The organism is Thalassospira tepidiphila MCCC 1A03514 (assembly GCF_001662875.1).
GTDB classification, from domain to species: Bacteria; Pseudomonadota; Alphaproteobacteria; order Rhodospirillales; family Thalassospiraceae; genus Thalassospira; species Thalassospira tepidiphila.
In genome coordinates this window covers 16,946-42,765 of sequence record NZ_JPVZ01000004.1, presented here as the reverse complement: position 1 = coordinate 42,765, position 25,820 = coordinate 16,946, and the positions used below count along the sequence as shown (strand labels likewise).

The 25,820-nt window shown below is 56.0% G+C and carries 24 protein-coding genes; 10 read left to right on the top strand and 14 right to left on the bottom strand.

Translation table 11 applies throughout. The features are described from left to right. Positions 1-101 precede the first annotated feature (101 nt). From TH4_RS10465 to TH4_RS10455, 3 genes are read right to left on the bottom strand one after another with little or no spacing between them, the layout of a single operon-like run. Positions 102-1,415, bottom strand: coding sequence for a TRAP transporter large permease (locus tag TH4_RS10465; protein WP_064781077.1), 1,314 nt, complete (start codon positions 1,413-1,415; stop codon positions 102-104). Then, entirely contained in the window at positions 1,415-1,951 is a 537-nt protein-coding gene (locus TH4_RS10460; protein ID WP_064781076.1) for a TRAP transporter small permease, read from the bottom strand. Before TH4_RS10460 ends, TH4_RS10465 begins: the two co-directional genes overlap by 1 nt. Further along, positions 1,948-3,006 (bottom strand): TRAP transporter substrate-binding protein, encoded by a 1,059-nt coding sequence (locus TH4_RS10455; protein ID WP_083997060.1) that lies wholly within the window; start codon positions 3,004-3,006, stop codon positions 1,948-1,950. The genes TH4_RS10460 and TH4_RS10455 overlap by 4 nt, the downstream gene beginning before the upstream one ends. Before the next feature lie 203 nt (positions 3,007-3,209). Here TH4_RS10455 and TH4_RS10450 point away from each other — a divergent pair, with 203 nt between their 5' ends. Beyond that, positions 3,210-4,052, top strand: a complete 843-nt coding sequence (locus TH4_RS10450) for an IclR family transcriptional regulator (protein WP_064781074.1) — start codon at positions 3,210-3,212, stop codon at positions 4,050-4,052. A gap of 10 nt (positions 4,053-4,062) precedes the next feature. Here TH4_RS10450 and TH4_RS10445 read toward each other — a convergent pair whose 3' ends face one another. Continuing rightward, complete coding sequence (locus TH4_RS10445; RefSeq protein ID WP_064781073.1) at positions 4,063-4,491, bottom strand: MarR family winged helix-turn-helix transcriptional regulator; 429 nt, start codon at positions 4,489-4,491, stop codon at positions 4,063-4,065. 80 nt (positions 4,492-4,571) lie between these two features. Between TH4_RS10445 and hmgA the strand changes: the two genes are divergently transcribed. The 3 genes from hmgA to maiA all read left to right on the top strand — a co-directional run bounded on the left by hmgA (position 4,572) and on the right by maiA (position 7,693). Continuing rightward, complete coding sequence (gene hmgA / locus TH4_RS10440; RefSeq protein WP_064781072.1) at positions 4,572-5,942, top strand: homogentisate 1,2-dioxygenase; 1,371 nt, start codon at positions 4,572-4,574, stop codon at positions 5,940-5,942. Positions 5,943-6,008: 66 nt separating this feature from the next. Beyond that, positions 6,009-7,028: a fumarylacetoacetate hydrolase family protein gene (locus tag TH4_RS10435; protein WP_064781071.1), complete on the top strand. Its 1,020-nt coding sequence runs from the start codon at positions 6,009-6,011 to the stop codon at positions 7,026-7,028. An 11-nt stretch (positions 7,029-7,039) separates the two neighbouring features. Then, positions 7,040-7,693, top strand: a complete 654-nt coding sequence (maiA, locus tag TH4_RS10430; RefSeq protein WP_064781070.1) for a maleylacetoacetate isomerase — start codon at positions 7,040-7,042, stop codon at positions 7,691-7,693. Positions 7,694-7,711: 18 nt separating this feature from the next. Here the strand turns inward: maiA and TH4_RS10425 are convergent, their stop codons facing one another. Continuing rightward, entirely contained in the window at positions 7,712-9,304 is a 1,593-nt protein-coding gene (locus TH4_RS10425; protein ID WP_083997077.1) for a gamma-glutamyltransferase family protein, read from the bottom strand. A 140-nt stretch (positions 9,305-9,444) separates the two neighbouring features. Between TH4_RS10425 and TH4_RS10420 the strand changes: the two genes are divergently transcribed. After that, the gene (locus tag TH4_RS10420) at positions 9,445-10,158 is read left to right on the top strand and encodes a GntR family transcriptional regulator (protein WP_008889992.1); all 714 of its coding nucleotides are present in this window, start codon (positions 9,445-9,447) and stop codon (positions 10,156-10,158) included. A 107-nt stretch (positions 10,159-10,265) separates the two neighbouring features. Here the strand turns inward: TH4_RS10420 and TH4_RS10415 are convergent, their stop codons facing one another. Further along, the gene (locus TH4_RS10415) at positions 10,266-10,691 is read right to left on the bottom strand and encodes a nuclear transport factor 2 family protein (RefSeq protein WP_064781282.1); all 426 of its coding nucleotides are present in this window, start codon (positions 10,689-10,691) and stop codon (positions 10,266-10,268) included. Between the two features lie 270 nt (positions 10,692-10,961). On the opposite strand from TH4_RS10415, the gene TH4_RS10410 reads away from it, so the two are divergent. The 4 genes from TH4_RS10410 to TH4_RS10395 all read left to right on the top strand — a co-directional run bounded on the left by TH4_RS10410 (position 10,962) and on the right by TH4_RS10395 (position 16,907). After that, a complete protein-coding gene (locus TH4_RS10410) occupies positions 10,962-12,149 on the top strand; it encodes an ABC transporter substrate-binding protein (protein ID WP_064781069.1) in 1,188 nt (395 codons plus the stop codon). Between the two features lie 105 nt (positions 12,150-12,254). Next, the gene (locus TH4_RS10405) at positions 12,255-13,130 is read left to right on the top strand and encodes a branched-chain amino acid ABC transporter permease (RefSeq protein WP_040823102.1); all 876 of its coding nucleotides are present in this window, start codon (positions 12,255-12,257) and stop codon (positions 13,128-13,130) included. Continuing rightward, the gene (locus tag TH4_RS10400; protein WP_209272245.1) at positions 13,130-15,694 is read left to right on the top strand and encodes a branched-chain amino acid ABC transporter ATP-binding protein/permease; all 2,565 of its coding nucleotides are present in this window, start codon (positions 13,130-13,132) and stop codon (positions 15,692-15,694) included. The genes TH4_RS10405 and TH4_RS10400 overlap by 1 nt, the downstream gene beginning before the upstream one ends. Then, positions 15,687-16,907 (top strand): amidohydrolase family protein, encoded by a 1,221-nt coding sequence (locus TH4_RS10395; RefSeq protein ID WP_064781068.1) that lies wholly within the window; start codon positions 15,687-15,689, stop codon positions 16,905-16,907. Before TH4_RS10400 ends, TH4_RS10395 begins: the two co-directional genes overlap by 8 nt. A 51-nt stretch (positions 16,908-16,958) precedes the next feature. Here TH4_RS10395 and TH4_RS10390 read toward each other — a convergent pair whose 3' ends face one another. The 7 genes from TH4_RS10390 to TH4_RS10355 all read right to left on the bottom strand — a co-directional run bounded on the left by TH4_RS10390 (position 16,959) and on the right by TH4_RS10355 (position 23,930). Then, on the bottom strand, positions 16,959-18,296 hold the full coding sequence (locus TH4_RS10390) for a sensor histidine kinase (protein ID WP_064781067.1): 1,338 nt from the start codon (positions 18,294-18,296) through the stop codon (positions 16,959-16,961). Beyond that, positions 18,293-18,982 carry a response regulator transcription factor gene (locus TH4_RS10385; protein ID WP_064781066.1) on the bottom strand — a complete coding sequence of 230 codons (690 nt, stop codon included), beginning with the start codon at positions 18,980-18,982 and terminating at the stop codon, positions 18,293-18,295. The genes TH4_RS10390 and TH4_RS10385 overlap by 4 nt, the downstream gene beginning before the upstream one ends. A gap of 93 nt (positions 18,983-19,075) precedes the next feature. Then, the gene (locus TH4_RS10380) at positions 19,076-19,678 is read right to left on the bottom strand and encodes a nucleotidyltransferase family protein (RefSeq protein WP_064781065.1); all 603 of its coding nucleotides are present in this window, start codon (positions 19,676-19,678) and stop codon (positions 19,076-19,078) included. A gap of 10 nt (positions 19,679-19,688) precedes the next feature. After that, positions 19,689-20,684, bottom strand: a complete 996-nt coding sequence (locus TH4_RS10375) for an XdhC family protein (protein ID WP_064781064.1) — start codon at positions 20,682-20,684, stop codon at positions 19,689-19,691. A gap of 87 nt (positions 20,685-20,771) precedes the next feature. Beyond that, a complete protein-coding gene (locus tag TH4_RS10370; RefSeq protein ID WP_064781063.1) occupies positions 20,772-22,946 on the bottom strand; it encodes a xanthine dehydrogenase family protein molybdopterin-binding subunit in 2,175 nt (724 codons plus the stop codon). A gap of 3 nt (positions 22,947-22,949) precedes the next feature. Next, positions 22,950-23,411, bottom strand: coding sequence for a (2Fe-2S)-binding protein (locus TH4_RS10365; protein ID WP_008890003.1), 462 nt, complete (start codon positions 23,409-23,411; stop codon positions 22,950-22,952). A gap of 285 nt (positions 23,412-23,696) precedes the next feature. Further along, on the bottom strand, positions 23,697-23,930 hold the full coding sequence (locus TH4_RS10355; RefSeq protein ID WP_064781061.1) for a hypothetical protein: 234 nt from the start codon (positions 23,928-23,930) through the stop codon (positions 23,697-23,699). A 212-nt stretch (positions 23,931-24,142) separates the two neighbouring features. Between TH4_RS10355 and TH4_RS10350 the strand changes: the two genes are divergently transcribed. Continuing rightward, a complete protein-coding gene (locus tag TH4_RS10350) occupies positions 24,143-24,580 on the top strand; it encodes an Lrp/AsnC family transcriptional regulator (RefSeq protein WP_062955801.1) in 438 nt (145 codons plus the stop codon). 166 nt (positions 24,581-24,746) lie between these two features. Here TH4_RS10350 and TH4_RS10345 read toward each other — a convergent pair whose 3' ends face one another. Further along, the gene (locus tag TH4_RS10345) at positions 24,747-25,820 is read right to left on the bottom strand and encodes an ABC transporter ATP-binding protein (protein WP_064781059.1); all 1,074 of its coding nucleotides are present in this window, start codon (positions 25,818-25,820) and stop codon (positions 24,747-24,749) included.

Sequence of the window (25,820 nt, the reverse complement as noted above, 5' to 3'; positions counted from 1 at the left end):
CTTTCCAATCAGTTACGCCACCATAATTTCTTATGGTGGCGTTTGGGAATCAATGTGTTTTGATTGTTTCAGCTTGCTGTGCCGAAAACAAGGTGACGTAGTTAGTAGGCACCAAATCCCAGCAAATGCGGCAACCACAAAACCAGTCCCGGGAGTGCAATCATCAGGATCACCCGCACAAAGTCAGCCGCCAGAAATGGCAGGATACCGCGCGCAAGGGTGGTGATCTTCATGTCCGGTGAAACGCCCTGAATGATAAACAGGTTCATGCCAATCGGCGGGGTGATCAGGCCGATTTCAACAACCGATACCAGGACAACGCCAAACCAGATCGGGTCATAGCCGACCCCGGTAATCACGCCATAGGCCGGAACCACGGTCAGAAGGATCATGGACAGGCTATCCATGAAGCACCCGAGAACGACATAGAACACCAGAAGCGCGATCAAAACGACAAGCGGCGAATAGCCCTGTGTGGTGATCCAGTCGACCAAGGTCTGGGTCAGTCCGCTGGTTTCAATGAAGAAATTGAAAAGTGCCGCGCCCACCAGAATAAGGAAAATCATCCCGGTCATGCCGGCCGTTTCGCGAATACCGGTGCGCAAAACGCTCCAGGTCAGGCGCTTGCGCATAAAGGCAAACAGCAACGCTGCCCCCGCACCAACGGCCGCGGCCTCGGTCGGGGAAAACAGGCCGGCATAAATGCCACCAATCACCAAGGCGATCAAAAGGACCGCATCCCACATTTGCAACAAGGCCCCCCAGCGTTGCGACCAGGGCACATAGGTGCTGACCGGCGCAAGCGACGGATCGCGCATCACCTGAATGCGGATGGAGGCGATATAAAGCACCGTCGCCAACAGACCCGGGATCATCGCGCCGGCAAACAGCGCGCCAATCGATTGTTCGGTCATCAGCGCGTAAATCACCAGCAGGATCGATGGCGGAATGAGAACGCCCAGTGTGCCGCCCGCCGCAATCGATGCCCCGGCAAGGCTTTTGGCATAGCCGCGTTGACGCATTTCAGGCAGTGCCACCCGCCCCATGGTCGCACAGGTCGCAAGCGACGATCCGCAAATCGCGCCAAACACCGCACTGGCCCCGATGCTTGATGCGGCAAGTCCGCCCGGACGATGTCCGGAAAACGCCGTGATACCGCGAAACAGGTTGCTTGAAAGGCCGGAATGTGAGGCGAACACGCCCATAAAAATGAACAGTGGCACCACCGAAAGGCCATAAGGGAAAATCGCCTCAAACGGCAGGCTTGCCATCACATAGCTTGCCGACATCCAGTCGGTCAAAAGCAGCGTTCCGATAATACCAACCACCGCCATCGCAACAGCAACCGGTACGCGCAAAAGGGCTAGTGCCAGTGCTGCAACAAACCCGATCAATCCCGCCCATTCCGTCGCCATCAGTTATTCTCGTTCGTTAAAAGCATTTTCAGAAAATGGACAAGACAGACCACTGTCGATATCGCCATGCCGCTGAGAAGGAAGCCCCAGAACAGGATCATCGGAATCTCAAGGTTCTGCGACACATCGCCATAGCTCCATTGTTCCATCGCGCGTCCCCATGACAGATAAAACAGGAACGCCATCAACCCCGCACACAGAAGCGGGATCAGGGTGTCGATGATGCGAAACAGGAAACGAAGATGGTTCTTGCCCACCAGGTCGACCGTGACATGGGCATGGGCGCTAAACGCATAGGGGATCGCCCAGGATGCCGCCGCCATGACACAAAACTGGGTCAGGTCAACCGCACCCACCATCGATTGGCCGCCAATGCGGCGCCAGATGATGTCGACAACCACAATGGCAATCGCACCGATCAGGGCGGCCATGCCGACAAACGCCAGAATGTCGGTCAGTTTGTTCATAAAGCGGTCAGTGCGGTGAACCGCGGCATAAAGCCGCGATCCACCGAAGTTTTCAGTCGGTTGGGTCATTTGTCGCCAGCGTGATATTTGGCATCAAATTCCGCGATAAGTTCCTGCGCGCGCGCATAGATCGCCTCAGGATCTGAAACGCCTTTTTCCTTCAGGCTGGCAAGGTATTCCTTGATCATCGGCTGGGATGCTTCCTGCCATTCGGCGCGGGTGGCGTCATCAATCGTGATGATTTCATTGCCGTGTTTTTCCGCATCAGCCCTGCCAACGGCTTCCCATTTGTCCCACCAGTCGCCGAATTTCCCGACAAGGACATCGCCGGAAATTTCGTCAATTGCGGCCCGCACGTCGTCGGGCAGGCTGTCATATTTTTTCTGATTCATGACGAAATAGAAGCCGGCGGTATAGGCTGCGGCATCGGTGTGATATTTCAAAAGTTCATTGGCCTTGACCGCATTGACCAGATCCCAGGTGGCAACCAGACCTTCGATATTGCCTTTTTCAAGGTTTTCGTAGATGGCTGATGGCGGCAGGCCGACCGGGGATGCGCCAAAGGATTCCAGCATTGCCGAAATCGCCGGGCTTGGTGTGCGAAGACGCAGGCCCTTGAGGTCATCAAGCGATCTGACCGGTGTATCAAGGGTGTGGATCAGGCCACCCGGATGGGTAAACAGGCCAAGGACCTTGAAGTCCTGATAGTCACTGCCTAGCAGGCCTTCCTTGTAAAGCTGCCACAGGGTTTCCGACCCGGAATCGGCATATTTCACCAAAAACGGCAGTTCAATCACCGAGGCAGCCGGATAACGGTCACGCGGAATACCATTCAGGCCCACGGCCATATCCATAACGCCCGCGCGTACCTGATCGGCCTGACGGTCGATTTTGCCAAAGGCCGACGTGGCGTCATAGATCTCGACTTCGACTTTGCCGCCGGTTTTTTCCGACAGTTGCTGTCCCCAGCTTTCAAGGAAGTCCTTCTGGAAGCCGTGGCTTGGTGGCAGATAGTGACTGACTTTAAGGGTGATGTCGGCCGCATGCGCGATACCGGCACCGGCCAGAATGGTTGCGCCGGTCATAAGACCAAGCAGCGTTTTACGAAGAGTAGGATGTTTCACGGATGTCTCCCTGTTTTTTTAAGTCGTTCATTTGGTCTTGCGTCTGACCAGCTTCGGGCCAAGCGATTGCTGTGCAGTTGCCATCAGCCTGTGCGTGTCTGGGATGGCAGTCTGGGATCGCGCCTGGAATGCTGTTTTTTCTTTGAATTGGAATTATGATATATATAATCAATTACGCAATATGAAATTTATGCAGGTAAATTTTGACCAAAGCCTCGCCCAAAAATATCCCGGATAGCGAAACCGAACATGACATCGCCGACGTGGTTGATGCCGCTGACAAGCGCAAAGGCATCCAATCGGTCGAGGTCAGTGGCGTCATTATTGCCGCCTTGTGCGATTTCAAATTCCCGGTGCCGCTAAAGGACCTTGCAGACGCGGTTTCTATGCCCGCGGCAAAGGTCCATCGCTATCTTGCCAGTCTGGTGCGCATCGGCCTTGCCTGGCAGGATGACCAGACGGGGCTGTATGGTCTTGGCCCGATGGCGTTGCGCATGGGCGTTTCGGCGATTGAACGCAATGATGTGGTAATGCGCGCCGGCCGGCTGTTGCGCAATCTGGCGATTGATTTGCGATCATCGGGGCATCTGGCGATCTGGGGTGAACGTGGCCCGGTTCTGATCCGCACCGAACATGGTGGCCCGCCGATCATATCGACCATGGGGCTTGGCACGGTGATGCCGCTTTTGCGCTCTGCAACCGGGCAGGCCTTTTTGGCCAGTATGCCGCGCAGCGCGATTGAACACGTTATTTCGGCCGAACAGGAAATCCTGCATTGGGATGACGCCACGGTGGACCGGCTGATTGTCGACACCAAACAACGCGGGGCGGCCGTAATCGAAGGCGATATCGTGCCCGGTTTATCGGCGATCAGTGCGCCGGTTTATAATCTCGACGGGGCGGTGGCCTGTTGCGTCACGCTGATGAACCCCAATGCCAATTACTTTCAGCCGGGGCAGGCGGCGTTCGATGTGTTTACCCGTGCCATTGCCGATTTCACGCAAAGCTGGGGTGGCACGCCGCGCGCGGAGCCTGATCAGGCTTAAGGGGCTAAGGTCACAGGTCGTTAAACCGTTTCAGGAGGTCTGAAAGACGTTTGAATTCATCTTCGCCCAGAAAGTCGCGCACTTTCCGGTCATAGGCGATCCCCGCCTCACACAGTGACGTGAAGGCCGATTTTCCCTGCGCTGTCAGGTCAAGGCGATGCACACGGCGGTCATTTTCATCCTGAAACCGTTTCAACCAACGCCGTTTCTCGATGGAAAAGACAGCCCGCGAAACCTTGGTTTTATGCAGTCCGGTATGGGTCACGATTTCGGTCGCGGTTAAGGCGCCATACTGGCCCAGTGTCGCCAGAACCCGCCATTCGGACCGCGTCATCCGGTATCGGTCGCGATATATATCGCGAAAGCCAAGGCTGAGCTTTTCACTGGCGTGATGCATCAGAAACGGCAGGAAACTGTGAAGATCGAATTCGGATTTCATTGGCTTCAAAAGGCTGTTTGATAGTTACAAAAATTACAGTTACGAATGTAACTATATCAAAGATTGGGAGGAAAAAGGCAATGACGGATCACAATGAGCCGACCAAAAATGCCGAAAAAGGCGGTGCCAACGATCTGCGTTACATGCCCGGTTTCGGCAATGATTTTGAAACCGAAAGTCTTCCGGGTGCGTTGCCGCAAGGGCAAAACAGCCCGCAAAAATGCGCCTATGGCCTTTATGCCGAACAGCTTTCAGGATCGCCTTTCACCGCCCCGCGCGGCACCAATGAACGGTCCTGGCTGTATCGCATTCGCCCAAGTGTAAAACATAACGGGCGCTTTGCGGCCCTTGATCGACCGTTCTGGAAAACAGCACCTTGTTTGAATGATCACAGCCTTGCGCTGGGGCAGTTGCGCTGGGATCCGGTGCCGATGCCAAAGGACGCGGTTGATTTCATATCGGGCATGCGCACCGTCACGACCGCGGGCGATGCCATGACCCAGACCGGCATGGCAAGTCATGTCTATGTATGTAACACCGACATGGTCGATGACTATTTCTTCAATGCCGATGGTGAACTTCTGATCGTGCCGGAAAGTGGCACGCTTCGCATTTTTACCGAACTTGGCATGATGGATGTCGCCCCGCTTGAAATTGCGCTTATTCCGCGCGGCATGCTGTTTAAGGTCAGCATCCTCGAGGCCGGGATTGATGGTGGTGCGCGCGGCTATGTCTGTGAAAACTATGGCGCCAAATTCACCTTGCCCGAACGCGGGCCGATCGGGGCCAACTGCCTTGCCAATCCGCGTGATTTCAAAACACCCGTGGCCGCCTATGAGGACAAGGAAACCCCGTGTCGGGTGTTGGTCAAATGGTGCGGGCAGTTCCACGTGACCGAAATCGGCCATTCGCCGCTTGATGTCGTCGCATGGCACGGCAACTACACGCCGTTCAAATATGATCTTCGGACCTTCTCGCCGGTCGGCGCGATCCTGTTTGATCATCCCGATCCGTCGATCTTTACCGTCCTGACCGCGCCAACCGATGAGGCCGGCACCGCCAATGTTGATTTCGTGATCTTCCCGCCGCGTTGGATGGTGGCCGAAAATACCTTCCGCCCGCCATGGTATCACCGCAACATTATGTCAGAATTCATGGGCCTGATTTGCGGCCAATATGACGCCAAGGAGGAGGGTTTTGTTCCCGGCGGAATGAGCTTGCATAACATGATGCTGGCCCACGGGCCGGATGCCTACGGGTTTGACAAGGCATCAAATGCCGAACTGGGTCCGCAGAAACTTGATGGCACCATGGCCTTCATGTTCGAGACCCGCTATCCGCAGCAGCTGACAAAATTCGCAGCCGAACTGGAAACGCTTCAGGACGATTATCTTGATTGCTGGTCGGGGCTGGAACGCAAGTTCGATGGCACGCCAGAAGGTCGCCCGTAAGTCACCGCGACCCCAAAAAACAATCACTCAGGACTTAACGAAAAGAATGCCGGAGGCACAAAAACAATGAAACTCGCCACCCTTAAAAATGGTACCCGCGACGGCCAGCTGGTGCTGGTTTCCAAGGACCTGTCGGAATATGTCGATGCCAGCGCGATTGCGCCAACCCTTCAGGCCGCGCTTGATAACTGGGCTAATATTGCCCCGCGTCTTCAGGATCTGGCAGGCGATGTCGAAGCCGGATCAGGTCCGGCCAAACGCGTTGCATTTGATCAGACCGAGGCGCATTCACCCTTGCCGCGCGCGTTCCAGTGGGCTGATGGATCGGCCTATGTCAATCACGTTGAATTGGTCCGCAAGGCCCGTGGTGCCGAAATGCCGCAAAGCTTCTGGACCGATCCGCTGATGTATCAGGGCGGGTCGGACAGCTTCCTTGGTCCGCGCGATGATATCCTGATGGGCGATACCGCCTGGGGCATCGACATGGAAGGCGAAATTGCCGTCATCACCGATGATGTGCCAATGGGTGCAACCCTTGATCAGGCGCGTGATGCCATTCGGTTGATCATGCTGGTCAATGATGTGTCGCTGCGCGGTCTTATCCCCGGCGAACTGGCCAAAGGATTTGGCTTCTTCCAGTCCAAGCCGTCTTCGGCCTTTTCCCCGGTTGCCGTGACCCCGGATGAACTGGGCGATGCGTGGGATGGTGGAAAGCTTCATTTGCCGCTGTGTGTCGATCTCAATGGCAAGCCGTTCGGGCGTGCCAATGCCGGGATCGATATGACCTTTGACTTTGCCCAGCTTGTCGCCCACGCCGCACGCACCCGTCCGCTCTGTGCCGGGTCGATCATCGGGTCGGGCACGGTATCGAACAAGCTTGATGGTGGGCCGGGCAAACCGGTTGCCGCGGGTGGTGCGGGTTATTCCTGCATTGCTGAAATCCGCATGATCGAAACCATTGAAAATGGTTCGGCGGTAACACCGTTCCTGCAATTTGGCGACAGCGTCAAAATCGAAATGCTTGATGCCAAAGGCCAGTCGATCTTTGGTGCGATTGAACAAACCGTCCGCCAATACAAACCATAAGGCCCTCCACTATGAGCGAGATCGTTTTGTATGACTATTGGCGATCCTCGGCGAGTTATCGCGTGCGGATTGCGCTGGGGTTGCTCGACCTTCCGTACCGGACGGTGCCGGTTGATCTGCTGGCTGGCAGCCACAAAATCGGCGAACACCTGGTGCGCAATCCACAAGGCCTCGTCCCCGCCCTTGAAATCGACGGGGTCATGATGACCCAGTCGGTGTCGATCATTGAATATCTTGATGAAACGAGGCCGGGGCAGGGGCTTTTGCCGACCGAAACGCTGGCCCGCCAACGGGTGCGGGCGCTGTCGCATGCGATTGCCATGGATACCCATCCGGTCTGTAATCTGGGGGTGGTGCGCCATGTGATGGATATCGCCGAGGCGCACGGTGATGACGCCGATGCCGCACGACAGGAATGGATGGCGAAATATATCGGATCGGGCTTGGCCGGGTTTGAAGCCATGCTTGCCGGTGACGGCACCAACGGCGATTTCTGCCACGGTGACCGCCCGTCCATGGCCGATATCTGCCTGATCCCGCAGCTTTATAACGCGCGCCGCTGGAATGTGCGCTTTTCTCACCTTCCGCGAATTTGCGCCATAGAACAACGCTGTAACGCCATTGCGGCCTTCGCCAACGCCCACCCGGACCAGTGCCCGCGCTAGACCAAGTGAACGAAGACTCTAAACGCCAATCGCCTTGCCGTCACTGCGCGGGTCATGCGCACCTTCGACAAAGCCGTCTTCGTCGATGCGAACGATCCCCGCCTGACCGGCCAGCGCACTTTGCGGCTCAATGGCGCGCAGGATGTGGCCGCGTGCGGCCAGTTCGTCAAACACGTCATCGCCGGCATCGACTTCCAGTTTCAGGCTGTCATTGGTGTCTGAAAACGTCTTGCCAAGCAGGAAGCGCGGCTTGGCGAGCGCGTCCGTCGGCGACAGGCCGAAATCAAGCAGGCGGGTGAGCAGCATCGCAAGGGTCTGTGGCTGCCCATCTGCCCCTTGCGTGCCATAAAGCAGATGCGGCTTGCCGCCCTTAAGCGCCATACCGGGATTAAGCGTATAGAACGGAAGCTTGCCCGGTGCGAAGGCATTGGGGTGGGTGGGATCGGTGCTGAATGCGGCCCCACGGTTTTGCCAGACAATGCCGGTATCGCCCGCGACAACGCCGCTGCCCCAATCGAAATAGGTGCTTTGCAGAACACTGGCGCAATTGCCATTGGCATCTTTGGCGGCCAGAAACACCGTATCGCCATGCCGGAACGGATGCGGCCAATCAAGCGCCTTGGTGGGGGAGATGTCCTTGGCGTCTGCGGCCAGATCGGCGTGAGCCAGAAGGGCCGTGAAATCGGTGCTGGTAAAATCGGGATCGGCGATCTGATCGCGCTTCAGGAATGCGCGTTTGATGGCCTCGACCACCAGATGGTAATGATCCGCCGTTCCCTCGGCCCAGTCCTTATGCCCCAGTTCGCGCAACACCCCCATGGTCATAAGCGTCGCCAATCCTTGCGTTGGCGCGGGCGGGGCAAACAGGGTGACATCACCATAATCAAGCGATACGGCATCCACCGTGCGGGTGCGGGTTTTTGCCAAATCCCCCTTGCTGATCGGCGATCCGACGGCCGACAGGCCTTTGACAATCTGATCGGCAAGATCGCCTTCATAGAAATCGCGCGCGCCATATTCGGCAATGCGTTTCAGGCTTTGGGCCAAGTGCTGCTGATGAAATGTCTCACCGACATGTGGCATCCGCGCATTCGGGGTGAAGACATCCATAAAGCCCGGCCAATTGGCGATTTCCTCTTTACGGAAATCAAGCCAGAAACATTGCGACGGACTGATCGCAAAGCCGTCTTCCGCAAGCGCAATCGCAGGCGTGATCAAGTCCTTAAGGCTTTTGGTCCCGCCCCAGTTTTTTGCCGAATGATCAAGCGCGTGTTGCCAGGAATCCACCGTGCAGGCAGTGGTCAGGGTCGAGCCCGGACCGCGCAGCGGAATTGGGGTGCCGGGCGTGATTGTGTCGCCGCCTTTTTCGGCGGCCTGACCAATACCCAGGAAAGACTGCACCTTGCCCGTATTGTCTGAAACCATCCAGACCGCATCACCACCAATGCCACAGAAATGCGGGTATGTTACCGCCAACACTGCCGCAGTGGCGACGACGGCCTCAATCGCGGTGCCACCGTCGCGCAAGACTTGCGCACCGGCTTCGCTGGCCGCTGTGCTGGGGCTTGTGACCATGGCGCGATGTTCGGGGGCAGTTTGATGGTCGGTCATGGGCTTGGTTCTTTCAGCCAAAAGGATTGATTTCAAACAGGTTAGCGTTATGCGTGCATCGGTTGTGGCGAAATTGCATGCAATCCTTTATACAGACGCAGGCAATAAAGTGATCGAAACAAGAAACTTGGCGGATCGGGATGAAAGCAGCGGACAAGGCAAAGCATCGCACAGACATGATCAGTTCGGCATTGCGTTCGGCAATCCTCGAACGTGTTCTGATGCCTGGCATGAAGCTGCCCGAAGATTCCCTTGGCGAACGGTTCGGCGTCAGCCGCACCCTTATTCGCCAGTCGCTTGAACGGCTTGCCGCCGAGGGGCTGGTCGAGCTTCGCCGCAACAAGGGGGCTGCGGTTGCCAAGCCCAGCCTTGAAGAAGCGCGCGATCTGTTTGAGCTCCGCACCCAGATCGAAGACCTTGTCATCAGCCGGGTGATCAAGAATATGAGCCCGGAAATTCTGGGCGAACTTGAAGCCCATCTTGCCAAGGAAGTCGAAGCCGAAAACGCGTCCGAGCCGATCTCGATCCGTCTTGCCACCGAATTCCATATTCTGCTCGCCCGCCTTGCCGGAAGCCCGGTCTTGCTGCGCTATGTCGAGGAAATCGGCTATCGCTGTGGCCTGACATTGTCGCTTTATGCCCGCCCGCATTCGACCGATTGCGGCATTCAGGAGCACCGCCAGATCATCGAGGCCCTTGCCAAGGGCGACGAAGATGCGGCGCGCAAACTGATGCGTCATCACCTGACGGCGGTCGCCGACCGCGCCCTGTTTACGACCAAGGAAAGCGGGCCGTTGTTGTATCTTGATGCGCTGGAACCCTATGCCAAAAAGGTGCGTGACGGCACCAGCTAAGCCCGCGTGCCCCACAGCCATATCAGAAGCCGCGCACGGGACTTCGCGCGTGGCGTACTGATCGCAGATGGCTGGTTCGGGCTGCATCATTCGGGTTCCTGTCTGGCTCAGGCCTTGATGCCCTTGCGGATCAGGATGCGTTCCGCACTTTCATTCCAGACATCCATTTTGATGATCTTGCCGTTTTCAATCACGAAACGGTCGACATAACGGTTGCCTTCAAACGGGGTGCCGTCCGGCCATTCGCCGTAAAGCCATCCGGTGCTGTAAACAACAGTCTGGCCATTGGTAAGGGCGACATCAAACTGCCCGAACTTCTTTTTCACCCATTTATAACGCGCTGCGTTAAACGCCGTGGTGCCCGATGGATGGTCGTATTTCTGACCATCGGTAAAGGTGATGACGACATCATCGGACATGAACGTCGCCGCCAGTTCCGGGTCGGGCTTCATGGATGCATCAAGAAAATCACGCACCGTCTGCGCCTCTGGCGGCAGGGTATCGAGCACATTTTCCACGGTTTGGTCACTCATTTGGAAGGCCTCTGTTTTCGGGAATTGATCTGGCATCAGCATAAACGCTGTGCAGAAATTTTGCATGCACTAATTTTATGCAAAAATTGCATGCAATCTGCGTATACATGAGGCAATTCTGTTTTCCGAAGGGGTGGGAAAACGCCTAAGTCCCTGATTTTGAATAATTGTGATTCTTGGCATGTCGCTTGCTGCAGTGCGGTGACGATTTGGTGCGCATGCCGAATTTGCGACGCCGGACGACGCAGACACATAATCAGGGAGTCTCACATGCCTATTTCTTCGCCTTTCCGGAAAATAACGCGGCGTGCCGCCCTTCTCGGGGCTGCAGCTGCGCTGATGTTCGCCACCACCTTGCCTGCCCATGATGCCCGTGCAGAAGACACTGTGAAGCTCGGCCTTGTTGCCGCACTCAGCGGTCAGTCGGCCAAATCGGGCGAAGCCATTACGCGCGGCATCACCCTTGCGATTGACAAGATCAATGCCGAGGGCGGTGTTCTTGGCAAGCCGCTTGAACTTGTTTCGCGTGATGATGAAAGCAACCCGGGCAAGGGTCTGGTTGCAGCCCGTGAACTGGCCCAGCGCGAAGGCGTTGCGGCGATCATTGGCGGCCTTGATACGCCGGTATCTTTTGCCATCGTGCCCTATGTGAACCAGCAGAAAATCCCGTTCATTGGCCCGTGGGCTGCCGGAACCGGGATCACCAAAAACGGTGCCGAGGAAAACTATGTCTTCCGCGTTTCGGCGGTTGATGAATATGTCGACGAAGCCATCACGGAATATCTGATCGCCAATTACGCTGCCAAGAAACCGGGCATGATCCTGATCAACAACCCGTGGGGGGAGTCCAATGAAAAGGGCTTGCTCAAGGCGCTTGAAAAGCGTGGCATGGAACATGCCGGGATCGAAAAGTTTGAATCAAACGATGTCGATGTTGTCCCGCAGCTGACCCGTCTGAAGGAAAATGGTGCGGACTCGCTGTTTGTCGTTGCCAACGTTGCCCCGACCGCACAGGTGATCAAGTCGCTTGATCGCATGGGTTGGGATGTGCCGATTTCCTCGCATTGGGGTCCGGCCGGTGGCCGCTTCACCGAACTTGCTGGCAAGTCGGGCGAGAAAGTCCACTTCATCCAGACCTATCTGTTTACCGATCCGGCAAATCCGATGTTCGTCAAACTTCAGGAAAAGTTCCCGGAAATCGAAACCCTTGCTGACGTAACCCCGGCAACCGGTATTGCCAATGCCTATGACGCGACCCTTCTGATTGCAGCGGCGATTGAAAAGGCCGGTTCGACCGAAGGTCCGGCCATCCGCGAAGCGATGTATGAAATCAGCGGTGTCGAAGGCATGATCAAAACCTATGACAAGCCGTTCACCCCGGATGATCAGGATGCGCTTGGTCCGGAAGATTACACCTTCGCGCATTTCGTCGAAGGTCAGATCATTCCGATCAAATAAGCGATTTATCTAACCCCGTCGGCGTGTTCCCCAATGCACGCCGACGGGGGATTTATTCATTTTAAATGATGCACTTGCGTGCACGGCATAAGCAGGCGGCTGGCAATGACACTCTTAATCGCAGCTCTGATAACCGGGATCGGTCTTGGCAGTATGTACGGGCTGATCGCACTTGGTTTCCAGATCACCTATTCGGTGTCCTCCAAGGTCAATTTCGCGCAAGGATCGATGGTGATGCTGGGCGCTGTTCTGGGCTTTGTGTTCTGCGAACGATACGGTTTTCCGGTCATTGTCGGCTATCCGCTGGCCATTCTGTGCTGCGGGCTTGCCGGTATTCTGGTTGAATTTTTCCTTGTCCGTCCGTTTGCCATTCGCAATTCCGAAGCCTGGCTGATGGCCACTGTCGCGGGCGGTATTTTGCTCGATAACGCGGTGCTGTTTACCTTTGGCAACGAACCGCGCACCCTGCCATCCGCCCTTGTCGGTGAAAGCTGGAACGTGTTTGGCACCGGCGTTTACCCGCAACAAATCCTGATCCCGGTGGCGGCCATTGGTGTCGCACTCGCACTGCATGCCCTGTTCCGTCATACCCGTCAGGGCCGTGCGCTTTTGGCGGTGGTGCAAAACCTTCAGGCCGCCAAGCTGATGGGGATCAACACCACCTTGATGGTGACCGGATCCTTTGCCATTTCATCGATGCTGGCCGGCTGTGCCGGGCTTTTGATTGCGCCGCTGTTTTCGGTGCATTCCGATATGGGCACTCTTTTTGGCCTCAAGGCCTTTGCGGTTGCTATTCTGGGCGGCATGACATCGGCCTATAGCGTGATGTTGGCTGGCTTTATCTATGGTCTGGTTGAGGCCGGTGTGACCACCTATCTCGGATCGTCCTACACCTTCATCGTCGTCTTCGCGCTTGTGATCGCGGTTCTGACCGTCAAACCAAGTGGCCTGTTTGGCCGTGCTGCGATCAAGAAGGTCTGATGATGAAACGCGAAATCAAATTCAAAAATCCGATGCCCAAACTCAATAAATCCATCGCCCTTGATGCGACCATTCTGGCCGCCATCATCGCCGGTTTGATCGGTGTCACGATCACGGGCGGCTATACCCAGTTCGTCATCGGCCTTGTCGCCATCACCACCGTTCTGTGTGTGGGGCTGAACGTTTTGTATGGCCTGACCGGGCTGGTGTCGCTGGGGCAGGTCGGGTTCTTTGCCATCGGGGCCTATGCCAGTGCGATCCTGACTTTGGCCGGGCTTAACTTCTGGATGGCGCTGATTGCATCGACCCTGATTGCCGGGTTGGCAGGCTGTGTCCTGGCACTGTCGGCGGTGCGCATGGCGGGGCCGTTCCTTGCCATGGTGACGATTGCCTTTGCCTTTATTGTCGAACATGGCGCGATTGAATGGCGCGCATTGACCGGGGGGCAAAACGGCCTGATGGGTTTCCCGATGCCGGAATTGTTTGGCTATATGTTTAGCGAACGCGATCTTGTGATGCTGTGTGTCGTTCTGGCCGGGGTTGCGCTTTTTGCCTTCCGTCGTTTGGCAACAAGTGGCTGGGGCATGGCGATGACCAGCATGCGCGATGCGGAAATTGCCGCAAGTTCGCTGGGTTATAACGCCTTTGCCGTCAAGGCGACCGGCTTTGCGATTGCGGCTGCCATGGCCGGGCTTGCCGGTGCTTTGTTTGCACCACTTATGATGTTTATCGCGCCATCAAACTTCCCGCTTAGTCAGTCGATCCTGTATCTGTTTGCCGTCATTCTGGGCGGGGCGGGCACGGTGCTGGGGCCGCTGGTCGGCGCATCTGTTTCGGTCTTGTTGCCCGAACTGCTGGCCGATTTTGCCGAATATCGCCTGCTGATTTTTGGCGGACTTTTGATTGTCGTGTTGCTGATTGCACCGCGCGGGATTGTTGGTGTTATCGAACGGTTCATCCCGCTGACCAAGCGCGGCGTCACCGCCACCCCGGCGCACGAGATTGAGGCCGGGCTTAAGGATTACGCCAAGTCCGATGGCCTGATGGTGGAAAACCTGTCCATTGCGTTTGGCGGGGTCAAGGCGGTCAATGCCGTTTCCTTTACTGCCAAGCCGGGCGATGTAACATCGATCATCGGCCCGAACGGGGCGGGTAAAACGACACTTTTGAACATCATCAGCGGATTTTACAAACCGACCGAAGGTGTGGTGCGCATCGGGGATCAGGACATCGCAGGCAAGCCAACCGATTTTGCCGCGCGCAATGGCATTGCACGCACCTATCAGGCGACCCGTCTGTTTGAAAACATGTCGGTGATCGACAACGTCATTGCCGGTCTTCCGGTCGGTCGCTTTGGCAAGCCATTCAGTGCGATTGCATCGGATGCCAACCGCAACCACGCCGCCGGGCTTCTGGCCTTTTGTGGCTATCATGGCGATATTGATGCCCGTGCCGGTGACCTGCCGCATGTTGATCGCAGGCTGGTTGAAATTGCCCGGTCGCTTGCGACCAAACCCGGGGTCTTGTTGCTCGATGAACCGGCTGCGGGCCTGATGCATGCCGATAAGGTGTCACTGGCGAAATTGCTGCGCCAACTGGCTGATGCCGGGATTACGGTGGTGCTGGTCGAACATGACATGGAAATGGTCATGGGCATTTCCGATCAGATCCTGGCGGTGGATGCCGGAACCCCGATCATCTTTGATACCCCGCAGGCGGTGCAGAATGACCCGCAGGTGATCGCGGCCTATCTTGGTGATGGGGAAATGAAGGCCCGCCCGCGCCCGATCCCGTTTGAGGCCGGGGACTCCCCGGTGATCGAAACGCTGCGTTTAACGGCCGGATATGGCGCCGCACCGGTTCTGCATTCCATTGATCTTAAGGTCCGTCAGGGCGAAATGGTTGCACTGCTGGGGGCAAACGGTGCGGGCAAGTCGACCTTCCTGACCGCACTGGCCGGGTTGCTGCGCCCCGTGGATGGCAAGATCGTTCTCAATAACGAATACATCCATGATCTTGCCCCGCATCAGATCGTCGAACAGGGCTTGGTTCTGGTGCCCGAAGGCCGTCAGGTCTTCCCGGAACTGACCGTGCGCGAAAACATTGAACTGGGGGCCTATAAGCAACCAAAACCTGTCAGTTCCGACGAACTTGAAGCCATCCTGAACCGTTTCCCGCGCCTGCGCGATCGCATCAACAGCCCGGCTGGTCTGTTGTCCGGGGGCGAACAGCAAATGATGGCAATTGCCCGTGGTCTGGTCGCCAAGCCAAAGGCGCTGTTGCTTGATGAGCCATCGCTTGGTTTGGCCCCGGCCATGGTCGAGGAACTTTATGCCATTCTCGGCGAATTGCGCGACGAAGGGGTGACAATCCTTCTGGTCGATCAGATGGCGACCATGGCGCTTTCGGTTGCCGATTATGCCTATGTCCTTGAACAGGGACAGGTGGTTGCCAAAGGCAAGGCATCCGAGCTGAGAAAAGATGAACGCCTGATTGCCGCCTATTTGGGGGGCTCGGAACAAGGTGATAAGAAACCAAAACAGGAAACACACGAGAATGCTTGATTATCTGGTGAGGAACGCCTGCCTGAATGGTGAGAATGCACTTGTCGATCTTGCCGTGGCGGATGGAAAAATTGTTGAAATTGCCCAGTCGATTACGGGCAATGGGCCAAGCTTTGACGCAGCGGGCCAGTTGCTCAGTTGCGGCTTTGTTGAAAGTCACATTCACCTTGATAAAGCCTGCATTCTGGACCGGGCCAAAAACGAAACCGGCACGTTAAAGGGCGCGATCAGTGCGGTCGCCAACGCCAAAAGCGGCTTTACCGAGGATGACATTTACGCCCGTGGTGCCCGAGTGATTGAAAAGGCAATTACCGAGGGCACCAATGCGGTGCGCACCCATGTCGAAATCGATCCGGGCATCGGCTTGGCAGGCTTTAACGCCATCAAGCGGCTTAAGGCCGACTATGCCTGGGCAATGGATATCGAGATTTGCGTCTTCCCCCAGGAAGGCCTGTTTAACTATCCCGGCACCGAGGAGCTGTTGCGCGCAGCATTGGACAATGGTGCCGATTTGCTGGGCGGTTGTCCCTATATGGATACCGATCCACATGGTCAGATCCTGCGTCTGTTTGAAATGGCGCGCGACTATGATGTTGATCTGGATTTCCATCTTGATTTCGATCTGGATGCCAGTTGGCGGCACTTGGATGAAGTCGCCAAGCAATCCATCGCCTTTGGCTGGCAGGGCCGGGTGATGATCGGGCATGTGACCAAACTGTCGGTACTGCCCAAGCCCGAACTTGAAGACACGATTGCCATCATGCGCGATGCCGGGATCGGTTTGACCGTGTTGCCCGCAACCGACCTTTTCCTGACCGGGCGCGATCATGATCATTCCGTGCCCTGTGGTGTCGCGCCTGCTCACAAGCTTGCCGCCCATGGTGTGTGCTGCACGATTGCGACCAATAATGTGCTGAACCCGTTTACGCCTTACGGCGATTGTTCGCTGTCGCGCATGGCCAACCTGTATGCCAATGTCAGTCAGCTTGCGACCGAGGCCGAGCTTGAAAACTGCTTTGCCATGGTGTCAGACGCCCCGGCAAAACTTCTCGGCCGATCCAACAAAATCGCGGTCGGCGAAGCCGCAAGCTTCATCGTCCTGCCCGCCGAAAGCCGCGCACAAGTGGTCTCCGAAATCAGCCGTCCGATCTGGGGCATGAAGGATGGCCGGGTAACGTTCGAACATCCGGCGGCAAGGCTGTTTCGACCATAAGTCAGACCAATAAAAAAGGGCAGCCCATGGGCTGCCCTTTTTGTGTGAGGATTAGTTTTCAACCAGTTCGGGTTTGCGCTCAACCCGCGTTTCGGCGCCCGGATCCAGGCAAACCGACATGCCGCCATTGGGCAGATGCGTAAGTGTGCAGGTCCAGTCAAGACGTTCACAAATACGCCGGACGAGTTGCAGGCCAATGCCTTCGCCCTGTGGCATTGTGCATTGTCCATTGCAGGTCAGGATGGCGTTTTCGACACAGATCTGTGTGCCGGAAAGCGTAATCTTGACCTCGCCCTTTGGCGTGTGCTGGAACGCATTTCGGATCAGGTTGGACACCACAATCATCAGTGCCGCGCGCGAGGTCGCGATCTCGGTTTCGCGGCTGTCAGGTTCAAATGTGCAGGTAACGTGTTTGCCCCCCATCAGATAGGAAAGATCACTGATTTCCTGTTCGATGAAGCTGCTGATGTTGATCGTTTCGGTTTGGCCAAGCGGTGCATTGTCACGGCCCAGCCACAACAGCGTTTCAAGCAATTGCTGCATATTGCGGTTGGCGCGTTTTATCCGGGCCATGACGCGTGCCTGCGTTGCGTTGAGCGGGCTTTTTTCCAGAAGTTCGACATTGCCCGAAACGATGGTAACGGGCGTGCGCAGCTCGTGGCTGGCCTGACGGAGGAATTCACGTTCACGGGCAACGAATTTGTCGATCTGGTCAACCGATCGATGCAGTTCATGGGCAACGTCATTCAGCTCTTCAAACCCGAAATCCGGGATCGGTTCGCGCAGGTTATCTGCGGTCAGATTGTTGGCCCAGTTCTGAAGGTTCTCGGATGGCTTGGTCAGGCGTTTGCCAATCACCCACAGGAACCAGGCAAAGATGCCGACAACCGCCATGGCAAACGGGATCGATAACAGGGCCAGCTTGTGCAGGCGCACGAAATAGATGCTGTCTTCATCCCCGGCGTGATAGGTCTGCAGGATCAGGATGTCATCCCCATTGCGCAGCTGATAGGGGAAGACCAGAAAGACCGGATTTTCCGGGTTTTCTTCGGCGGCATACTTGTCGGTGTTAATGTAGAAAAGCTCGCCAATCTCAAGATCGTCTGGCGTTGCATGCGCGCGCAATTCTGCCGGCAGCTGATCAAACCCGGTGAAGGTTTCAATATTGAAACCCTTGGGCAAGGGGGCTTCGCGGTTTTCGGCCAGTTCATTGTCATACTGTTCGGCAATGACCTGCAGCTGGAAGGACGCCACCATCCACTTGCCATACAGCATGTAGAAATTGACGACCACCGTATAAAGCACGAGCGTAATCACCAGACCCAGCAGCACATAATTGCGCACAAAGCGGGAAAAGGATCGGGTCTTGGGTGCGCAACATGTGCTCATAGCGGCTGCTCGCGAAGGGCCACGCCCTGGCCCGGAATGGTGTGAATCAGATTTTGCTCAAACGGTTTGTCGATCCGATGACGCAGTTTGTAAAGATGTGTCTTCAGCGCATTGGTATCAGGTGGATCGCCTTGCCAGAGCGCCATCGACAGGCGAGAACGGGTTACAACCTGCGGACTGTTTTGCGCGAGAACCTCCAAAATGGTCCAACCCGTTGGCGATACACTGATATTCTGACCAGCCCGCACCACGGAACGGTTTTCAAAATCAATAAGCAGGTCACCAAGCGAGAAACGCCTTACCTCGCCACTGCGTCGACGCGATAAAACACGCGTGCGCAAAAGAAGCTCTTCAAGCTCAAACGGTTTGACCAGATAATCGTCCGCCCCGGCGTGGAAGCCTTCGATTTTGTCATCAAGTGTATCGCGCGCGGTCAGCATAAGAACCGGGGTGTCCACCCCTTCGTCGCGCAGCGCCTTGCAGATGCTGATGCCATCACGGAATGGCAACATCAGATCAAGCAGGATGACGTCATATTCGCCGGTCAGCGCCATCTGATAGGCGGTTTCACCATCATAGGCATGGTCGCATTCAACGCCTTCAATCGTCAGATAGTCACTGACGGTGGCGGCGATATCCATGTTGTCCTCGACCAAAAGGACCATGATGTGGGCGGTTGCTTTCATTCACGTCATCTCGTTTTTCAAGACATGCAAGCATGCCGCAATTCAGCCGACGGGTCAGCAGGAAACAAGCCGCTACCCGGTTTGGCATATAAGTTAGTCTGTCACTTGCTTCAGATCATCTTGGGTATCGATATCAAGTGCGGCATTTACAAGTGATACGGCCATCACGTTATCGGCATGTCTGTCGATGATTTTGCGCGCGCCAATCGGCCCGGCAAGGCTTTGCAAATCATCAAAGACAGATTTTGGAAAAATTGCGGGCACACCCATTCCATCGCTGTGCCGGGTTGCGACAATCTGTTTGCCGTCAAAGGCCGTGATCAATCGGGTGTAATCATCGCCGGTCAGATTGACCTGATCACACAGGGCAATCAAAACGCCATCATATCCGCCGTTGGTCGCGATTTTCGTCATGCCGCACGCAATCGAGCTTCCCATCCCCGTGGCCCACTTGTCATTGGTGATGAGGATCACGCCGTTATTGAGACGTGGCGCGATTTCATCGCCATAGGCACCAAGAACCACAAAGGTGTCAGATGTTGGCATCCCTGACAGGGCATCAAGCGCATGTTCGATCATGGGTTTGCCCTTGATATCGGCAAGCTGCTTACGCCCGCCAAAGCGCGCACTTTGCCCGGCCGCCAGAAGAAGCGTGGCCAGTTTCGGTCTCGGGATGTCTGTGCGTGGCGTCATCATCAAGGTCGCATTACTCGGCGGCTTGTGCCAGGGCCGGCGCCGCTGATTGCTTGAACAGGGCGGCATGAATGCCTGACAACATCGAAAGAGCAATGCTTTCAGGAAGTTGTCCGCCGATATCGAGACCGGCCGGACTTGAAACATCAAATGCCAGATCGTTCCTCGAAATGCCAGCTTCGTTCAGAACATCGCGAAACCGATGGCGTGGACCAAGGGCGGACAGATGTTTGATCGGTGCATCACAAAGCACCGTAAGGGCCGCGGCATCAATGCTAACACTATGAGCCATCAGAATAACTGCATCGACTTTGTGATCGGTCACATAGGTTGCCAAATCACCATCAATCTTGCGCAGAATTTTGCCTGCTGTCGGGAAATGCTCCGCCCGGGCATTTGCCGGGCGCGGATCGACCAGCGTTGTTTGCCAGCCCATCTGATGGGCAATGCCAATCACCGGGCGGGCATCAAGGCCACCGCCCACCACAAGAACATGGGGTTCAGGCTGGATCGGTGTCACCAGCCAATTGCCGTCTTCACGGTTTTCAATATGGGCCGGGCGTTGCCCATAAATCACGCCAGCCTCGAAATAGCCTTCGACTGCATCGATTTTCTGGAAATAGACGCCGCTTTGACGTTTTTGCAGGGCTTCATACAGATCGCCAAGGCCCAGATCATTCCAGGCAGAAAGTGGCTGGAGCATGATATAGACCGTGCCGCCGCATCCCACGCCAAGTTTGAATGACAGATCATCTTCGTCAGTGCCGTCATAGGTCAACGTGACAGGCTTGCCGGTCACCATCGCCCTGCGTGCATTGCGGATAATGTCGGCCTCAAGGCAGCCACCGCTGAGTAGTCCGAACTGTTGCCCGTGACCGTTGATCAGCATCATGGCACCGGCCTTGCGATAAGCAGATCCCTCGGTGCGATAAACCGTTCCCAGCACCCATTCAGTGCTGTCACGGTTTTCCTGCCAGATGCCAAGCATTGCAGAAAGTTGATTGGTCATATTCCTCGCCCTTTCAGCAAAAGGGTAACTGCCCGGGAAACCACGGGGTGGGGGATGGGGGAAAATGATTCCCCGAGCAGTTATCTCTTACACGAAGTCGAAACCAGCCTTGGTCATGGGAAGATCCAGGATCCGCGTGCCGGTTTGCGCAAAGATCGCATTGGCAACGGCCGGCCCGGTTGGGGGCAGACCCGGCTCGCCAACGCCGGTCGGTGCACCGTTCGATGGAACGATGGCGACCTCGACTTCGGGCATTTCGGGATTACGAAGCAATTCGTAATCCGGGAAGTTGTACTGATCGACTTCACCGTCGGTCAGGGTGATCTGATTGCGCAAGATCGCTGTCAGGCCGTAGCCGGCCCCGCCTTCCATCTGTGCGCGAATGACATCGGGGTTTACAGCCACACCGCATTCAACCGCCATGAACAGCTTGTTGATATGCACGCTGGTGTCATCGACCGAGACATCCGCCACAACCGCGACGCAGGTATTGAACGAGAAGTGGCAGGCAAAGCCGCGCTTGTCGCCTTCTTTCCATCCGGAAATTTCACGCACGTGCTTGATGGCTTCAATCATGCGGGCCTGGTTTGGCTGTGCTGCGTCCAGCATCGACAGGCGCAGTTCGATCGGGTCCTGACCGCTTTCGGCTGCGACCATATCCATCAGGGTTTCCATGGCATAGGCGGTGTGGGTATGTCCCACCGAACGCCACCAAAGAACCGGCACCGGGTTATGGAAGTCCGTCAGGCCGATGGCCTGGTTCGGGATGGCATAAAGGCTTTCGGAAACGCCTTCGACAGAGGTCGCATCAACCCCGTCACGGACCATCATTCCCTCAAAGCTTGTGCCTTTCATGATCGACTTGATCGCAAGGCGATGGTCCCATCCGACGATCTTGCCATCCGCATCAAGGCCAATCTTTGCCCGGTGTGCCGACATAGCGCGGTAATAACCGCCCTTCATGTCGTCTTCGCGGCTCCAGACCAGTTTGACCGGGACTTTCTTGCCCGAAACGGCAAAGGCCATGGCAGCCTCGGCATTGTAATCCGCGGTCGGGTTGGCGCGACGGCCAAACGAACCACCGGCATATAACGTCTTGATTTCGACCTGTTCGGGCTTAAGCCCAAGGATCGCTGCAACCGTCGGGCGGGTGATGGTCGGGAACTGACAACCGTCATGGACACGCACGCCAAAATCGGTTGGCTCAATCGTGCAGTTCAGCGATTCCATTGACGCATGCGCCAGATACGGGAAGGTGAAGTCAGCCTCGATGGTTTTTGACGCACCTTCGATCAAGGGTGCAACATTCTCGGTCGTGATTTCGTGACCGATTTCGAATTCCGGTTTTTCATCAAGCAGGGCCTGATGGGCTGCGATCAGGGCATCGGTGCTGCGGGTTTCAGCAACGCTGAAGTCCCATTCAACCGAAAGCGCATCACGCGCCTGGAATGCCGACCAGGTGTTTTTGCCAAAGGCAACCACACCGGCCTTGTTTGGCAGGACCTGTGCGGCGATGAAACCACCGACATCCTTTGCCGCACTGTCATCGAAGGATACAACAGTGCCACCGAATTTCGGGCTGTGCATGATCGCGGCATAGATCATGCCGGGCAGATTGACATCCATGGCAAAGATCGCGGTCCCGGTGGTCTTGCCGTGATTGTCCTTGCGATGGAGCTTTTCGTTGCCAATCAGTTTGAACTGATCCGGGGTCTTGATCGTCGGCTTTTCAACGGCGTCAAGGGTTGCTGCGATCGCAACGAATTCGCCAAAGTGCCCGGAATTGCCCCCCGATGAAATGACGCCGTTCTCAACAGAGATGGTTGATGCATCTACACCCCAGCTTTGGGCCGCAGCACGGACAAGCAGATCGCGCGCGGCAGCACCAGCTTCGCGGTACTGCATGAATGAATTGGCAATCGAGGTCGAACCACCGGTCCCCTGCGCGCCAAAGAACAGGTTCTTGTAGCGGACATCATCGGCCGGTGCGAAATCGGTTTTGACGCTGTCCCAGTTGGCATCGATTTCTTCGGCGACCAGGGTGGTCAGGCCGGTGGTCGTGCCCTGACCCATTTCGAAATGTTTGATGATGACGGTGACAACACCGTCGGCATCAATTTTGACAAATGGGTTCAGGTCGGTATTTGCCGCAGCCGAGCTTCCGGCAGCCAGAACACCCTTGGCATTCACACCGACGAAAAGGGCTGTGGCGCCTGCGGCCGATCCCTTAAGGAAGCCGCGACGGGATACACTGATGTTCATGGCTTAGGCCTCCAGCTTTTCAGATGCGAGCTTGATGGCTTCGTTGATGCGGACATAGGTCACACAGCGGCAGGCATTGCCGTACATGTAATCCTTGATTTCCTCATCGGTCGGATTGGGGTTTTCGGTCAAAAGGCCGATGGCCGACATGATCTGACCGGACTGACACCAGCCGCACTGCACGACATCTTTTTCCTGCCAGGCGGCCTGAACCGCCTTGGCGACCTTGTCGGTCGCACCTTCGATGGTGGTGATTTCGCTATCGACCGCATCCTCGACAAAGGTCTGGCAGGAACGGGTCGGGTAACCGTCGACATGCACGGTGCAGGCACCACAATAGGCAACGCCGCAACCAAATTTGGTGCCGGTAAGTTCCAGTTCGTCGCGCAGAACCCAAAGCAGCGGGGTGCCCGGTTCGACATCAACGGTACGGGATTCTCCATTGATCTTAAGCTGATATTGCATGACCGCCTCATCTCTCTTTTGGCTTGTTATGCCTGATCATCGCGTGGGGGCAGGTAACCAAGCGGTAAACGCCCGGAATGCGTGATCTGGTAGCGATGTGATGGCGATCTCCCGGCCGGTCGCAGGGCAATACAGGCAGTCTGCCAAGGGATTTAAGGCGGATGGCGCGGGCCGTAGCGGAGTAAGTGATCAAAACAAAAAGCCCGCCAGTGCATGGGACACCGACAGGCTTTTAAAGCCGGTCCGTCAGGTGGGGCGCCTGATGACCGTTAATGAGGGAGGTCGTTATCTCGGCAGGTGACCATGTTCGCAGACGAACGCGACGTCTTTGCGGGCAATGCCGATGTCTTCAAGCACTTCGCGCGGGGCATTGCGGAGCATTTCCGCATCACGGGCGACCTTGTAGGCTTGTGCCCATTTGCGCGGGAAAAGGACGAGCCAGCGCCAGATGGTTACGCCTGATACCGGCGCGACATTGGTGGTGGCGACGAGGGATCCATTTGTAAACTGTGCTGGCATGATGCTGGCTCGCTAGTTTGTTTGCTAATAAGGGGACAAAGTTTCCTTCGGACCCACAAACAATTTACGTCTGGATTATGTGAAACGGCGCGCAAAGTTCGCAAATCCGTGCGAGATTTTCGCAAAGAATCTGTAAAAACGATTTTCTTTCGCTGGCTGCTTCGGTCATGTTTATCCGAAGGTTGTTACAGCGTCGTTTGGGATATTGGACCTTGGCGGAACTCGATAAATTTGACTATCGCCTGCTGGAATTGTTGCAGGAAAACAGTCGCTTAACAGGTAATGAGCTGTCCGCGAAAGTTGGTCTTTCATCGGCGGCCTGTTTGCGCCGGGTGCAGCGCCTGCGTGAAACCGGGGTGATTGAGCGCGACGTTGCGATCGTGTCGCCCAAGGTATTTGGCAAGAAGATGATGGTGATCGTGCTTCTGACCATGGAGCGCGACCGCCCGGACCGGTATATGCTGATGCGTGAGGAATTCGGCAGAATGCCTGAAGTTGTGCAGTGTCATCATGTGACAGGCGCGCATGATTTTGTGCTGCGCATTCAGGTCAGCGACATGGAAGAATACAGCGCCTTTGTCGATCGGGTTTTTCATGAACCCTATATCAAACGCTATGAAAGTCTGGCGGTTTTGGGGTCGCTGAAATAGCGCAAAAAGAAGGTTTTTGGGTATTCGATTAAAATGAATAACCAGGCCCATTATTCAATATTGGTGAAAAGTCAGACATCGGGCGCAAAGCCCGATATTGGACGTCATTTTAATTGTATGAGGATTAAAATGACGCCCAAATCGAAAATCCGGCATGCGGGTTTGGTCATGCCGGGATGGTTTTTTCCGATGCGTCGAACAGATGGACATCGCCGGATGCGAAATGCAGGCCGACCATGTCGCCTTCCTTGGCGTCGGAATGACCGACAATGCGGACGGTAAACAGGCCGACATCGGGCACATTGACATAGGCGAAGCTGTCGGAGCCGAGATGTTCCATGACATCGATCTGGCCGGTCAGGATGGCCTTGGAGGCATCACTAGTGTCATTGGCGTCACAAAGCGCCATATGTTCGGGGCGAATGCCCATCTTGGTGGCGCCTTCGGCATTGCGGGCAATATCGGATGTGTTGCCGTTGCCAAATGTCAGTGCCGTGCCCGTGCCGGTGCAGTCGACCACATTCATTTTTGGTGAGCCGATGAACTGGGCGACAAACAGGTTGCCCGGATGGCGATAGAGATCAAGCGGGGTGCCGATCTGTTCGATCTGGCCGGCCTGCAGAACGACGATCTTGTCGGCAAGCGTCATGGCCTCGACCTGGTCATGGGTGACATAGACCATGGTGGCACCGAGTTTCTGATGCAGGCGGGCGATTTCAAGGCGCATTTCCACACGCAATGCCGCATCAAGGTTGGAGAGCGGTTCGTCAAACAGGAAGGCGCGCGGTTCGCGGACAATCGCCCGGCCAATCGCCACACGCTGGCGTTGGCCGCCTGACAGTGCCTTGGGTTTGCGATCCAGATAGTCTTCGAGTTTGAGCGTTGCGGCGGCTTCATCGACCTTTTGGGTGATTTCGGCCTTTGGCATGCCGGCAACGGTCAGGGCAAAGCCCATATTTTCGCGTACCGATTTATGCGGATAAAGGGCATAGGATTGAAACACCATCGAGAGTTCACGTTCGGCCGGTGGTTTGCCGGTGACGTCATCGCCATCAATCAGGATCTGGCCATCGGATGCCTCAACAAGGCCTGAAATCAGGCGCAAGAGCGTTGATTTACCACAGCCGGACGGGCCGACAAAAATCACCAACTCACCTTCATTGATCTGAAGATCGATGCCCTTGATGACATCAATCCCGCCAAATGATTTGCGGATGCCTTTAAGTTCGATCTGGCCCAT